This is a genomic window from Alkalihalobacillus sp. NPDC127517 (assembly GCF_050276055.1).
Taxonomy (GTDB): Bacteria; Bacillota; Bacilli; order Bacillales; family Bacillaceae_D; genus Alkalicoccobacillus.
Map to the genome: position 1 here is coordinate 115,196 of NZ_JBNNQX010000009.1, position 13,527 is coordinate 128,722.

The following is a 13,527-nucleotide window of genomic DNA, read 5'->3' on the forward strand; positions in this document are numbered from 1 at the left end:
TTACATGTATAAACAAGATCTTGGGCAACATGTAGGCTGGAATTTTGATCATACGTACATCCAATTACCAAAGAATTTTTATAGTGAATTGGAACCAAATTCAGTGAAGGAACCTAACCTCGTTTTACTAAATGAGCGTCTTGCGGAGTTGTTAGGCTTAGAAGCCGATCAACTAAAAGAAGACAAGCAAGTCAACGTATTAGCAGGTAACGACATTCCTGAAGGGGGCCACGCGCTTGCCCAAGCGTATGCAGGGCATCAATTTGGCAACTTCACAATGTTAGGCGATGGACGAGCTTTACTAATTGGTGAACAAATCACACCTGATCGCAAGCGATTTGATGTTCAGTTAAAAGGATCTGGACGAACCGTTTTCTCAAGGGGAGGAGATGGACGGGCTGCGCTTGGACCGATGCTAAGAGAGTACATCATCAGTGAAGCGATGTATCACTTAGGCATACCTACCACCAGAAGCCTAGCTGTTGTAACAACTGGTGAACTTGTTCTCCGTGAAATAGGATTACCAGGAGCTGTTATGACAAGAGTGGCTTCCAGTCACTTGCGGGTTGGTACCTTTCAATACGCTGCTGCTAATGGGAATGTAGAAGAGTTAAAAAAACTAGCTGATTATGCCATCCAGCGTCATGATCCGGCTCTTGAATCAGAAGAGAATCCCTACCTTGCTTTTTACCGAAGCGTGTTGAAGCGTCAGGCAGAGTTAATTGCCAAGTGGCAGCTGGTTGGATTTATCCATGGGGTTATGAATACTGATAACATGACAATTAGTGGGGAAACCATTGACTATGGGCCGTGTGCATTTATGAATACGTATAAGCCAGATACCGTATTCAGTTCGATTGATGTTCAAGGACGTTATGCATATGGAAATCAACCATATATCGCCAACTGGAATCTTGCTCGTTTTGCTGAGACACTACTGCCACTTATAGATAAAGACCAGGAAAAAGCAATTGAGCGTGTTCAAGAAGAGCTGGCTACGTTTAAAACAACGTATTTGAATCACTGGTATGAGGGAATGAGCAAGAAACTGGGTTTATTTACTATTGAGCAGGGTGATCAAGACTTAATTGATCAGCTTCTCACCATAATGGAGTCTGCAGAGGCTGACTTCACAAACACATTCAGAGCATTAACTTTAGTCGATTTCAGTGAAGAACCTGCACTATCGTGTTCAAAAGAGTTCTCCGAATGGCATAATCAATGGAATCAAAGACTGACTCGACAATCACAGTCAGATGAAGCCGTTCAACAGCTTATGAAGCAGAACAACCCGGCTATCATTCCAAGGAATCATCGCGTTGAGGAAGCATTAGACGCTGCTGTTGAGGATGATGACTATACAGTATTAAACAAGCTGTTACATGTTTTAAAGGAACCATTCGCTTATTCCTCTGAACAAGAGTCGTACAAACAAGGACCGGGCGATGAAGGAAAGGATTACCGGACATTCTGTGGAACATGACGGGGGTGAGTCTGGGACATAACATGAATGGAGATAGCAAAACACGAACATAGCACAATATCCGCTACAGGAGAATCCCTCCCACCCGCGGAAACGGCCTCAGCCCCCTCCGCGGAAAGGTCGCTGCTACAGTGTCTTCACCACGTTCTGTTCCGTAGGGAGTCTCGGGTTCTCCTTCCGCTCATTTTAAAAAAACGAATGGTGAATGATTCGACAGTAGAATCATTCGCCATTTTTTTTGATTATTAGTTTTGTCCCAGCTCCTTTTTTGAATTACTATGCAATTTTTAATGGATTAATATGTTAAAATGAGTAACGATCTTAAGAAAAAGGAAGAGTGAAAAATGAAGAAGAATATATACGTGGTTGGAGCGGTCATAGTTAAAGAACAACTTATCTTGTGCGCACAGCGAGGAGATTCAAAAGCACTACCATATAAGTGGGAGTTTCCTGGCGGGAAAATAGAAGAGGGAGAAACTCCAGAAGAAGCACTAGCAAGAGAAATTAAAGAAGAAATGAATTGTGAAATTAAAATAAACGATAAGATTGAAACGACTGTATACGAATATGACTTTGGGATTGTTCACTTAACAACATTTTTCTGTGAACTATTAAAGGGAACTCCTGTTTTAACCGAACATAATGAAATTAGGTGGTTACCTGTTACTAAACTGAATGAACTAGACTGGGCACCAGCCGATATTCCTGCAATTGAAAAGATAATAAATCAGATGAGATGATTTAAAGACAGAGTTAGGTAGGGTGAATATGTTTAACTTCTTGGAGAATTTAGAGGCATCTTTACATAAAGGGTTTGTCAATCAGCATCATACAAAAGCTACAACCTACCATCCTCAATTGTTAGTGAACCATTCAAGTGTGAGTAAAACGGTATTAGACACGTTAGTCAGCGAGCTTGAAAGTAGTCAATCATTCTTATTTTCAGTAGCATTTATTACTGAAAGTGGTCTGGCTACTCTGAAGTCTGTTTTATGGGATTTAAAAGAAAAAGGGGTCAAAGGAAGAATATTAACTTCAACGTATTTGACATTTAATCAACCAAAAATTTTTAGAGAATTAAAGAAACTTGAAAATGTAGAAGTGAGATTAACTACCCTTAAAGGGTTTCATGCAAAAGGGTATATTTTTGAGAAAGATACTCACTATTCTTTAATAGTAGGTAGCTCTAACTTAACCGCTCATGCTTTAAAAGTTAACTATGAATGGAACGTTAAGCTTACGTCCCATGTAGACGGAGAAATCATTCATCATTTTCAAGATCAATTTGAACATGTATGGAGTATGTCCGATCGCTTAACTAGTTCGTGGATAGAAACGTACGAAAAAAATTACGCGTTGGAAAAACAACGACAAGAAATTGAACAAGTCATTGAAATGCCAGGACAGTATGTAAATTCAATTGAAGAAGCGCTTCGTATTGAACCTAATAAAATGCAGGAATCTGCATTAATGGAGATCCAAGCCATACGAAGTGAGGGAAAAAGAAAGAGTCTTATCATTTCAGCTACAGGAACAGGGAAAACCTATCTCTCTGCATTTGATGTGAGAAGGTTTGCACCTAAGAGAATGCTATTTATTGTCCACCGTGAACAAATTTTGCTCAAATCGAAAGAAGATTATAAACGTGTACTTGGCGGGTTTGATGAAGAATTTGGTGTGTTGAGTGGTACTTCCAGAGACTTAGAGAAAAAGTATCTGTTTGCAACCATTCAAACGATCTCAAAGCCTGATATCTTAAGCCAGTTTGACTCTGATACTTTCGATTACGTATTAATTGATGAAGTACATAAAGCTGGTGCTTCTTCATATTTAAGAGTGATGAATTATTTTGAACCTGCCTTCTTAATGGGGATGACCGCCACTCCTGAGCGCAGTGATGATTATAATATCTATGCATTATTTGATTATAATGTTGCGTATGAAATACGTCTTCAAGAAGCTCTAGAAGAAGAAATGCTTTGCCCATTTCATTATTTTGGTGTGACCGAGCTGGAGGTTGATGGTTCAGTTATTGATGATTTAACATCAATTAATCAATTAGTGAACGTAGAACGTGTGAGACACGTTATTGAGAAAATAAACTATTATGGATATTCTGGGAAGCGTGTACATGGTCTTATGTTCTGCAGTCGTAAGGAGGAAGCGCACTCCCTGTCAAATGCTTTAAATATATATGGATATCGAACGGCTGCGCTAACAGGTGAGCACTCTCAAAGTGAGCGTGAACAAAGAGTAAAAGAACTTGAAGCAGGTGAACTAGATTACATCCTCACTGTGGACATATTTAATGAGGGAATAGACATCCCGTGTGTGAATCAAGTGGTAATGCTTCGTCAAACAGAATCTAGCATCATCTTCATTCAACAACTGGGGAGAGGGCTGAGAAAACATTCTTCAAAAGAATATGTGACAATCATTGATTTTATAGGTAATTACAAAACCAATTATCTTATACCAGTCGCATTGTCAGGAGATCAATCCTTGAACAAAGATACGATTAGAAGAAAGACCAAAGATACAAGCTATATTAAAGGCGTGTCTACAATTAATTTTGAGGCTATTGCTAAAAGTAGAATTTTCAATTCAATTGATACAAGCAAATTATCTACTATGAAGGTATTAAAGGAAGCATACATTGAATTGAAAAACAGGCTAGGAAGAGTGCCGTATCTTAAAGACTTTCTTGAACATCATTCGGTGGATCCGGAGGTTTTAGTTGGAAAAAGTAATTACTATGAATATCTAGAAAAAGTGAAGGAAGAAATCCCATTTTTGGATGGGTATGAGAAGCAAGTGTTGACGATGCTTTCTCAAGAAATTTTAAATGGAAAAAGGTTACATGAAGTAATTTTACTTGAATTGCTTTTAAAAAATGAAGTTGTAACTCATTCTGAATTCAAACATGCACTTATAACACATAACTTACAAACAGATCATAAAACCCTAAATTCCATACAGAGGCATTTAGATTTAACTTTCCATGCTCAAGTGTATCGAAAAAAATACGGAGAAGAACCAATAGTTATTACTTCAGGCGAAGGATATTCCTTTAGTAAAAAAATATTTAATTGCATTTCAACAAATTATTATCTTCATCAATTGATGAAGGATATACTAAGTAGCGCTCGTATTAAAAATCAAAGGTATTCAAACGTTCGACCACTAACCTTGTATGAAAAATACTCTCGTAAGGATGCATGTAAGCTATTAAACTGGGAAGATGATGAAAGTTCAACGATTTATGGCTATAAGACTAAACATCAGACATGTCCTATTTTTGTAACGTATCACAAACAAGAAGATATCGATGAGAGTATCAGTTATAATGAAGAATTTTTAAATCAAGAAGTGTTGAGATGGAGTACAAGAAGTAAACGAACAAAAGCATCGAAAGAAGTCATCGAAATCATGCAAGCGAAAGAAGCGAGCATTGACTTACATTTATTTGTTAAGAAGGATAACGATGAAGGAACAGATTTCTATTACTTAGGTACGGCACATTATGCAAAAGAAAGCGCAGTGGACACAAAAATGCCGGGTAAAGATGGCCAATTGCTTGACGTCGTTCATATGGACTTAATTCTTGAAAATAAAGTTGAGGATAAACTCTATTCATATTTAGTTGAAGGGACGTTAAATCATTGAAATCTCAAACCCACACTAAAGGTCCATTTCTTATTTCTACGGATAAAACCCAACTCGACACCGAAGTCATTCACCGTTTTTTGACAACGGATTCTTATTGGTGGCCAAACGATACACCAAAGGAACTAATCATCGAGGCCATTCAGAACTCTGTACTTTGTTATGGCGTTTATAGTCACGAAGAAGATAAAGGAGATCTTAAACTAATTGGCTTTGCTCGGGTTATCTCTGATCTGGTTCGCTTCTCTTGGTTATGTGATGTTTTTATTCTTCCTGAGTTTCGCGGTAATGGCTTGAGTAAGTGGTTAGTTAGTGTAATCGTTGAACACCCAAAGCTTAGTGGCACTCGCTTTAACTTGGGGACAAATGATGCTCATGGTTTGTATGAGCAGTTTGGTTTTAAGCCATTGCAAGAGCCAGAGAGAAGAATGGAGCGTGAGATAGATTGGGAGAGGATTTTTAACTCTGTGATTAGTTAACTCATGTGTTAATAAGGCGAGTTAGGATACGCTCGCCTTATTTTTTCTTTATAACATGCAAATAAAATAACGAACCCAGTGTAATATGTGTCATTGATCTAATGATCACACCAATAAAATAAATAAAAGCTCCGTCTTCTTTTGGCAGGAATTCTTTTGTATAGTACTCTATTGCAAGAGCGAACCCAAAGAATAAGATGAATCCAATCCATTTTAACCATTTGTTCCGTTTAGCTTTGATTTTAAGACGATAGGTTTCTATTCTAGATAGAGGGTTAATGTGTTGATCTCGTATACTGTTAATATTAATTAGCCTCCGTGTTAAGACAATTTTCTTTTGTATATAACTGAAAAAGGTGGGGACATCTTGATTGGAAACAAGCTTTCTAAAAATCATCTCCTTGAAACGTCACTAGCCATACTAACCTTACTTTGGTTCTTATCCCATATGGTTAATCTTCTAACTTACTGGCCTGAACTTTCACAAGAGGTCCCGATCCAATCTAATGATACAGAAAGCAAGTGGCTGTTATGGTTATTGCCGACGCTTGCAATCGGATTATGGTTGTTTATACATAGACTCACTCGTTACCCTGAACGCCTTAATTACATTGGCCTTACTGAGGAGAACAAACAGGTAATGTACGCAAAGGGTAGGCGGATGAGTTTGATTTTAAAAAACGGCGGGAGTTTAAGTCTCTTGTTTGCAAATCAGGCTTTTCTTCATTCTGTCGTGGGTCAAAGTCAGGCAATTCCTTTAACGATGGCAATCGTACTCAGTATAATGACTGTGCTGTATCCTGTTTATTTTCTCGTGTGGTCTGCTTTCATGCAAGGAAAGAAGTAATTCAGCTCTCTCAATCACTTGAGAGAGCTGAATTTTTTAATATTGAAGCGTAACTGACATCACTTCAGAACGGCTGCCAATTCGAATGGCTGGTCCCCAGAAACCGAAACCGGATGTTGTAAACGAATGAAGCTGATCGCGCTGGAGATAGCCCCAATCATTTTCATAAATCATGCTTGTAATCAGATTTGCAGGGAACACCTGGCCTCGATGTGTGTGACCTGAAACGATAAGGTCCGCACCTGCCGCATGGGCTTCGGTAATCTCTTTTGGCTGATGATCAATAACGATTACTGGTAATGAATCATCTGCATCTTCCATTAAGGAAGAGATCGATCGTCTATTTTCATCCGTTTCATCTTTTCGGCCAATAATTGTTAAGTCCTCATTTACAGTTACGGCTTCGTCCATTAAAAAGTCAAAGCCGATGTCTTTAAACTCATCCCGTAATAAGAATAGATCGCCACCATAGTAGTCGTGGTTACCAGGAGACACATACACCCCTAGAGGAGCTTTTAGTTGCTTCATTGTTTCTGTTAAATTATTAGCCATATAGGGGGTAAAACTGTTTTCAATGATATCTCCAGCAAGGAGTACGAGATCGGGCTGTTCTTCTTGAACTAGTTGCACAAATCGCTCAAGGTGTCGTTCCCCAATGACTTCACCAAGGTGTAGGTCTGCTGCAATTAAAAGCTTTATTTCTTCTCCTTTTATTTCTTTAGTCGGGTTATTTAGCTCAATCGTATAGTTTCTTACGGTTGGGTTCCATGCGTTAAATGAACCGTAGATCATCACAAACAGAAGGAATGAAAGCGTCACATATCCACTCCATTTTTTCCATGCGTAATTCTTTTTAGTTAGAAAATATACTAGATTAATAACGGGAAGCAGGACACATAAGTAACCGAAGATAATAAGCCAGTAGCCACCTATTAATTCTAGGGTCCTTGAAGTGAGGAACATGGCCAAGATATAAGCTGAGGACAGAAACACAAGTATCACGCAATAGGTTTTGAACCATTTAAACCCTAGCGTTGCCTTGGCCCATTTCCAACCATTGTATCCGATGTAAAAGTTGATTGCTGCATACACAATCATAAAGATGATAAGTCCTAAAGTAGTATTCATTCATATTCTCCTGACATTTACGTTCTATGATTCTTAATTAGTATAACGAATGTTAGTCATACAGGATAGAATGAACAAGCAAGAAAAAGTGAAGATTTTCCAAAACTTAGTGATTGTCAATATGAAAATTTTACCGGTATAATAGATGCAGGGAGGTGGTTGTTTGAGAACAGCAATATCGGCGGCTATGGTTGGAGCAAAGTGCGCAGAATGGTATAGCTTTATGATCGCTAGAGAGATAGATAAATCCATTGCTATAAAAGAAGAAATTACAATGATGCTATCAGACATGGAACAAAGTGATAAAGTCTTGGCCTACTATTCATTGCTGGAATTCAGACATCAACTGTTACTACAAGAGTCTAGAAGTGGAAATCACTCAGATTCATCTGTTGTGACCATACATCAACCTGACCCCTTTTTAGAGTTTTTGTACTATTTTATGAACGGTCAAAACGAATTTTATCATAATCGTTTTAAATCAGCGATCCGATTGTATGTAAGGGCCGAGGCCTTGCTTGAGCATGTGACAGATGATTATGAACGGGCCGAATTTTATCAACGAATCGGTGAAGGGTATTACCGAATTAATCAATATACATTTGCCGTTTCCTATTTGGAAATGGCATTGTCCATCTTCTTAAAAGATGAATCATATAGAGAAAAGGTTCTATACGCTGAACTCGTTTTAGCGGCCATTGACACGGAAATTGTTCGATATGATGAAGCGGAAGTCAGATACCAACGTATTATGAAAGATTCTTTTGATCTTCCTTATGCGCATTCTCTCATTGTACGAGGGCTTGGAATTAATCGATTACGGCAAAACCTTCAAGAGGAAGCAAAGTATTATATGGAGAAGGCTCTTGCCATTCCAGATCATAAAGAATCAATTGTCAGTATAAAAACAAAAGCAGACCTGGCTTTTATTACATTACGTTTAGGAGAAAAAGGTGCCGAGAGCTTGCTTTTGGAAGCAGAAGAGTTAGCATTTGAACATAAAAACGTTGAATATCAAGCAAGATGTTTAATCTGTCGCCATCTACATGTCAATCCTGACGAGGAAGCTGTAAATAAAGGCGTTCAAATGCTAATCCAAGAAGAATTATATTTTGATGCGTCAGAGGTTTGCGAGGAAATCGCCTATTTTTATGAAAAAAGAGGAGATTTTGAATTGGCGTTGAAGTATATGAAGATAGCTCGTGATATGAATGTTCTTCAATTTACACTAGGGAGTGATTAACTATTAAGAAATGGACAAGCGCACTTTGTTTGACCATTTTGTTAATCGGTATTTCAACAGGATTCTCTCACCATGTGCATGCTGCTGATAACAATTCGGTCCAGGATGTAAGCATTACAGGTAAAGTCGATACTGGAAGATAGAAACCATAGGTTGTATTTCCTTTTTAACGTCCTTTCGCGAGGACGCTTTTTATTTGCTTTTTTCTTCTTTTTCAAGCTCGAGCTGTGCTTTTGCTCTTCGGAAATTAACGATTAAGCGCCATATTACTAAGGCAATCATAATGCCAGAGACAATGATTTTTACAGGGAGATTCCAGTTTCCTCCTGGCACAATAAAGATCAGGGCAACTAGAATGAGAATAAACGGAACTAAGAGTAATGTTCGGTAAAAACGTTCCTTAGGCTGGAGTGTCATTAAGGCATTTTCCATATCCCGTCTAAACATGAGCAGTCTCCTTTCGTTTCATCCATATGCTTCCATACCCGTTTCGCGCGTATTCACACCTGAATTCTGGTGTGACCGAACAAGGGGTATGTGCTAAAATAGAAATAAATGTTCGCATAGGAGAGGTTCTACTTTTGATTGATTACGTAAAAGGAACACTTGTTGCAATCGACACACAGTATGTGGTCGTTGATCATCATGGGCTTGGCTATCAGTTATATTGTCCTAACCCATATATATATCAACACGAGCTACATAAGACGATTCAGATCTTTACACATCATTATGTGAGAGAAGACCAGATTCGTCTATTCGGCTTTCCGACGCGTAAGGAGCGTACGCTTTTTGAAAAGCTTCTAAACGTTTCTGGTATAGGACCAAAAGGAGCGCTAGCCATTTGTGCATCAGGTCAGCCAGAACATGTGGTAGCAGCCATTGAGGAAGAGGATGAAGCTCTACTCACTCGATTCCCTGGTGTAGGTAAAAAGACAGCCAGACAGATTATTTTAGATCTAAAAGGAAAGCTGATTGATTTTACCGATGAAATGCCATCTAAAGAGCCAAACTTATTCACACCATATAGCGAGCCAAAAACAGATGCCTTAGATGAAGCATTTGAAGCTCTGAAAGCACTTGGATATGTAGATCGAGAATTAAAGAAAATTAGACCTAAGCTAGAAGAGGAAACGTTAGAAATTGATGAGTATATTAAAAAGGCGCTTCAACTTCTCCTTAAACGTTAAAGAAAGGAGCGTGAGCAAATGGAAGAACGCTTAGTTTCAGCCGAAAGCCAACCGTTGGAGGATTCAATTGAGGGCGGAATTAGGCCCCTGAGCTTTAGTCAATACATTGGTCAGGAAAAGGTTAAACGTAACCTTGAGGTCTATATTCAAGCGGCTAAGATGCGAGAAGAGAGCTTGGACCATGTGTTGTTACACGGACCACCTGGATTAGGTAAAACAACATTATCGGCCATTATTGCCTCGGAAATGGGCGTACAAATGCGAACAACCTCTGGTCCTGCGATTGAGCGACCGGGAGATTTAGCAGCGATTCTTACGGCTCTTGAACCGGGTGATGTGTTGTTCATAGACGAGATTCACCGATTGAATCGCTCTGTTGAAGAAGTACTGTATCCAGCGATGGAAGATTTTTGTTTAGATATTGTGATTGGGCAAGGACCAACGGCCAGGTCTGTTCGACTTGATTTGCCGCCGTTTACTTTGGTTGGTGCGACTACTCGGGCGGGAATGATTTCTGCGCCGCTTCGTGATCGATTTGGAGTCGTTGAACGATTAGAATATTATAACGAAAACGAGTTAGCGGACATTATCCGGCGTACAGCTGATATTTTTGTGACGGAGCTTGAAGAAGGTGCCGCAGAAGAGCTGGCACGTCGTGCGAGAGGCACACCAAGAATTGCTAACCGTTTGTTAAAAAGAGTACGTGACTTCGCACAGGTAGATGGTGAAGGAATTATTACGTATGAACTAGCAACGGGTGCCCTTGAAAGACTCCAAGTAGATAAGCTGGGTCTCGATCACATTGATGATAAACTACTTCGTGGAATGATTGAAAAGTTCAAAGGTGGGCCGGTAGGGTTGGATACCATCGCTGCAACCATTGGGGAAGAGTCAGATACGATTGAAGATCTTTATGAGCCTTATCTTTTACAAATTGGGTTTATCCAGCGTACGCCTCGAGGTCGGGTTGTTACACATTCGTGTTATGAACATTTTCAACTTGAGGTGCCAGGAGAATGAATGAGGCACCCAAGTTCCTGATCATAGCTGGTATCGTTTTAGTGATTGTAGGCTTGCTATGGTATGTAGGGGGTAAATTTCTGCCTATTGGAAAGCTACCTGGTGATATTGTGATTAAACGTGAGAATATGACGTTCTATTTTCCGCTAATGACGTCTATCGTTGTGAGTGTTGTTCTTAGTTTGTTGCTCTTTCTCTTTAGACGGTAAGAGCTTGATTTGACAAGATAAGTCCGTTATTCTAATGAAGGACTTATGAATGACTAGATAAAAAGGTGACATAGATATGAATGTAGAAGATTTCGATTTTGATTTACCAGATGAACTCATTGCGCAGACGCCGCTTCTCGATCGAACGGCGTCTCGTTTGCTTGTTTTAAATAAAGAAACAGGTCAAACGGAGGATCGAACTTTTTCTTCCATCGTTGATGAGTTTAAGTCAGGCGACACGTTAGTCATTAATGATACACGTGTGATGCCTGCACGACTCCGTGGTGCGAAGAAGGATACAGGTGCAGTGATTGAGCTGCTTCTACTTAAACAGGTAGAAGGTGATCGTTGGGAGACGTTAGCGAAGCCTGCAAAGAGGGTGAAGGTTGGTACGGTGGTTGAGTTTGGTGACGGCTTACTTAAAGCAACGTGTGTATCAGAAGGAGATCAGGGCGGTCGAGATTTTGAGATGAGCTATGATGGGATCTTTCACGAAGTGCTCGATCAGCTTGGAGAAATGCCCCTTCCACCATATATCAAAGAGACGCTAGATGATCGCGAACGTTATCAAACGGTTTACTCTAAAAATATTGGCTCTGCTGCGGCACCTACGGCCGGCTTACATTTTACAGATGAATTATTGGATCAATTGAAACAAAAAGGAGTGAGCATCGCTCCTATTACACTGCACGTTGGACTTGGAACGTTCCGTCCGGTTAGTGTGGATACCATTGAAACGCATCAAATGCATTCTGAATTCTACCAAATGACTGCTGAGACTGCCGCAAACCTTCAAGCAACAAGGGAGCGAGGGGGGCGAATTATCGCTGTAGGTACAACCTCAGCTCGTACGCTTGAAACCATTGCATCGGCTCAAGCAGAGTTTAAGGAAGCATCAGGGTGGACTGATATCTTTATTTATCCTGGATATACCTTTAAGGCAGTCGATACGTTAATTACAAACTTTCATCTTCCTAAGTCAACACTCGTGATGCTTGTGAGTGCACTTGGAGGACGCGAAAACATATTACGTGCGTATGCTCACGCCGTACAAGAGAACTATCGCTTCTTCAGCTTTGGCGATGCGATGCTGATTAAGTAACAAGAGGGGACAAATGTATGACAGCTATTCGATATGAACACATCAAAACATGTAAACAATCCGGTGCAAGACTTGGAAAAGTTCACACACCACATGGTACCTTTGAAACACCGATGTTTATGCCGGTTGGAACACTTGCAACAGTAAAAACAATGAGTCCAGAGGATTTGCATCGAATGGATGCGCAAATTATTTTAAGTAACACGTATCATTTATGGCTTAGACCTGGTCATGAAATTATTCGTGAAGCAGGTGGCTTACACAAGTTTATGAATTGGGATCGTCCGATTTTAACGGATTCTGGCGGTTTTCAGGTATTTAGTTTAAGTAACTTGCGTAAGATTACTGAAGAGGGTGTTGAATTCCGTAACCACTTAAATGGTGCAAAGCTTTTCCTAAGTCCAGAAGGGGCTATGGACATTCAAAATGCTCTAGGCTCTGATATTATGATGGCATTTGACGAATGTCCACCATTCCCAGCTGAGCATGATTATATGAAAAAGTCTGTGGAACGGACAAGTCGGTGGGCAGAGCGTTGTTTAGAAGCGCATGCTAGACCGCAGGATCAAGGGTTATTTGGAATTGTGCAAGGTGGAGAATACGAAGATTTACGTAAGCAGAGTGCTCGGGATCTCGTTTCTCTTGATTTTCCTGGGTACGCTATTGGTGGATTATCTGTTGGCGAACCGAAAGACGTGATGAACCGCGCACTAGAATTCACGACACCATTACTTCCTTTTGACAAACCTCGTTATCTCATGGGAGTGGGTTCACCAGATTCATTAATTGATGGAGCGATCCGTGGAATCGATATGTTTGATTGCGTATTGCCAACACGTATTGCCAGAAATGGAACATGTATGACAAGTAATGGACGACTTGTCGTTCGTAATGCAAAGTATGCTCGTGATTTTGGCCCGCTTGATGAGAATTGTAGCTGCCATGTTTGTCAGAATTACTCAAGAGCATACATTCGTCACCTAATTAAATGTGAAGAAACGTTCGGATTTAGACTTACTACTTATCATAATCTGCATTTCCTGTTAAACTTAATGGTGGACGTTCGCCAAGCAATTATGGAGGACAGGTTGCTCGACTTTAAGGAAGAATTTTTTGAGCAGTATGGGTTCAATAAGGCGGATGCTAAAAACTTCTAATTG

General features: G+C 39.8%; 13 protein-coding genes. 11 read left to right on the forward strand and 2 right to left on the reverse strand.

Annotation, left to right across the window (positions count from 1 at the left end; translation table 11 throughout):
• The first annotated feature begins 4 nt into the window (after positions 1-4).
• The 5 genes from ACQKKO_RS13755 (at position 5) to ACQKKO_RS13775 (ending at position 6,475) form a co-directional block, all read left to right on the forward strand.
• Positions 5-1,483, forward strand: coding sequence for a protein adenylyltransferase SelO (locus ACQKKO_RS13755; protein ID WP_498648102.1), 1,479 nt, complete (start codon positions 5-7; stop codon positions 1,481-1,483).
• 344 nt (positions 1,484-1,827) lie between these two features.
• On the forward strand, positions 1,828-2,223 hold the full coding sequence (locus ACQKKO_RS13760; protein WP_498648104.1) for a (deoxy)nucleoside triphosphate pyrophosphohydrolase: 396 nt from the start codon (positions 1,828-1,830) through the stop codon (positions 2,221-2,223).
• 28 nt (positions 2,224-2,251) lie between these two features.
• Positions 2,252-5,149 (forward strand): DEAD/DEAH box helicase, encoded by a 2,898-nt coding sequence (locus tag ACQKKO_RS13765; protein WP_498648106.1) that lies wholly within the window; start codon positions 2,252-2,254, stop codon positions 5,147-5,149.
• A complete protein-coding gene (locus tag ACQKKO_RS13770) occupies positions 5,146-5,628 on the forward strand; it encodes a GNAT family N-acetyltransferase (RefSeq protein ID WP_498648107.1) in 483 nt (160 codons plus the stop codon). Before ACQKKO_RS13765 ends, ACQKKO_RS13770 begins: the two co-directional genes overlap by 4 nt.
• A 367-nt stretch (positions 5,629-5,995) precedes the next feature.
• Complete coding sequence (locus tag ACQKKO_RS13775; RefSeq protein ID WP_498648109.1) at positions 5,996-6,475, forward strand: hypothetical protein; 480 nt, start codon at positions 5,996-5,998, stop codon at positions 6,473-6,475.
• A 36-nt stretch (positions 6,476-6,511) separates the two neighbouring features.
• Here ACQKKO_RS13775 and ACQKKO_RS13780 read toward each other — a convergent pair whose 3' ends face one another.
• A complete protein-coding gene (locus ACQKKO_RS13780; RefSeq protein WP_498648111.1) occupies positions 6,512-7,603 on the reverse strand; it encodes a metallophosphoesterase in 1,092 nt (363 codons plus the stop codon).
• A gap of 163 nt (positions 7,604-7,766) precedes the next feature.
• Here ACQKKO_RS13780 and ACQKKO_RS13785 point away from each other — a divergent pair, with 163 nt between their 5' ends.
• Positions 7,767-8,846, forward strand: a complete 1,080-nt coding sequence (locus ACQKKO_RS13785) for a response regulator aspartate phosphatase (RefSeq protein ID WP_498648113.1) — start codon at positions 7,767-7,769, stop codon at positions 8,844-8,846.
• A 192-nt stretch (positions 8,847-9,038) separates the two neighbouring features.
• Here the strand turns inward: ACQKKO_RS13785 and ACQKKO_RS13790 are convergent, their stop codons facing one another.
• On the reverse strand, positions 9,039-9,293 hold the full coding sequence (locus ACQKKO_RS13790) for a hypothetical protein (protein ID WP_498648114.1): 255 nt from the start codon (positions 9,291-9,293) through the stop codon (positions 9,039-9,041).
• A 134-nt stretch (positions 9,294-9,427) separates the two neighbouring features.
• Here ACQKKO_RS13790 and ruvA point away from each other — a divergent pair, with 134 nt between their 5' ends.
• The 5 genes from ruvA to tgt all read left to right on the forward strand — a co-directional run bounded on the left by ruvA (position 9,428) and on the right by tgt (position 13,524).
• Positions 9,428-10,036 carry a Holliday junction branch migration protein RuvA gene (ruvA, locus tag ACQKKO_RS13795; protein WP_498648115.1) on the forward strand — a complete coding sequence of 203 codons (609 nt, stop codon included), beginning with the start codon at positions 9,428-9,430 and terminating at the stop codon, positions 10,034-10,036.
• An 18-nt stretch (positions 10,037-10,054) separates the two neighbouring features.
• Positions 10,055-11,056, forward strand: a complete 1,002-nt coding sequence (gene ruvB / locus ACQKKO_RS13800; RefSeq protein WP_498648117.1) for a Holliday junction branch migration DNA helicase RuvB — start codon at positions 10,055-10,057, stop codon at positions 11,054-11,056.
• A complete protein-coding gene (locus tag ACQKKO_RS13805) occupies positions 11,053-11,265 on the forward strand; it encodes a DUF2905 domain-containing protein (RefSeq protein WP_498648121.1) in 213 nt (70 codons plus the stop codon). Before ruvB ends, ACQKKO_RS13805 begins: the two co-directional genes overlap by 4 nt.
• Before the next feature lie 76 nt (positions 11,266-11,341).
• A complete protein-coding gene (queA, locus tag ACQKKO_RS13810; protein ID WP_498648123.1) occupies positions 11,342-12,367 on the forward strand; it encodes a tRNA preQ1(34) S-adenosylmethionine ribosyltransferase-isomerase QueA in 1,026 nt (341 codons plus the stop codon).
• 17 nt (positions 12,368-12,384) lie between these two features.
• Positions 12,385-13,524, forward strand: coding sequence for a tRNA guanosine(34) transglycosylase Tgt (gene tgt, locus ACQKKO_RS13815; protein ID WP_498648125.1), 1,140 nt, complete (start codon positions 12,385-12,387; stop codon positions 13,522-13,524).
• The last annotated feature ends 3 nt before the right edge of the window (positions 13,525-13,527 follow it).

Coding starts and splice junctions, on each gene's coding strand:
- ACQKKO_RS13755 (WP_498648102.1), top strand. CDS start 5: ATGTATAAACAAGATCTTGGGCAACATGTAGGCTGGAATTTTGATCAT.
- tgt (WP_498648125.1), top strand. CDS start 12,385: ATGACAGCTATTCGATATGAACACATCAAAACATGTAAACAATCCGGT.
- ACQKKO_RS13760 (WP_498648104.1), top strand. CDS start 1,828: ATGAAGAAGAATATATACGTGGTTGGAGCGGTCATAGTTAAAGAACAA.
- ruvB (WP_498648117.1), top strand. CDS start 10,055: ATGGAAGAACGCTTAGTTTCAGCCGAAAGCCAACCGTTGGAGGATTCA.
- ACQKKO_RS13780 (WP_498648111.1), bottom strand. CDS start 7,603: ATGAATACTACTTTAGGACTTATCATCTTTATGATTGTGTATGCAGCA.
- ACQKKO_RS13765 (WP_498648106.1), top strand. CDS start 2,252: ATGTTTAACTTCTTGGAGAATTTAGAGGCATCTTTACATAAAGGGTTT.
- ACQKKO_RS13790 (WP_498648114.1), bottom strand. CDS start 9,293: ATGTTTAGACGGGATATGGAAAATGCCTTAATGACACTCCAGCCTAAG.
- queA (WP_498648123.1), top strand. CDS start 11,342: ATGAATGTAGAAGATTTCGATTTTGATTTACCAGATGAACTCATTGCG.
- ACQKKO_RS13805 (WP_498648121.1), top strand. CDS start 11,053: ATGAATGAGGCACCCAAGTTCCTGATCATAGCTGGTATCGTTTTAGTG.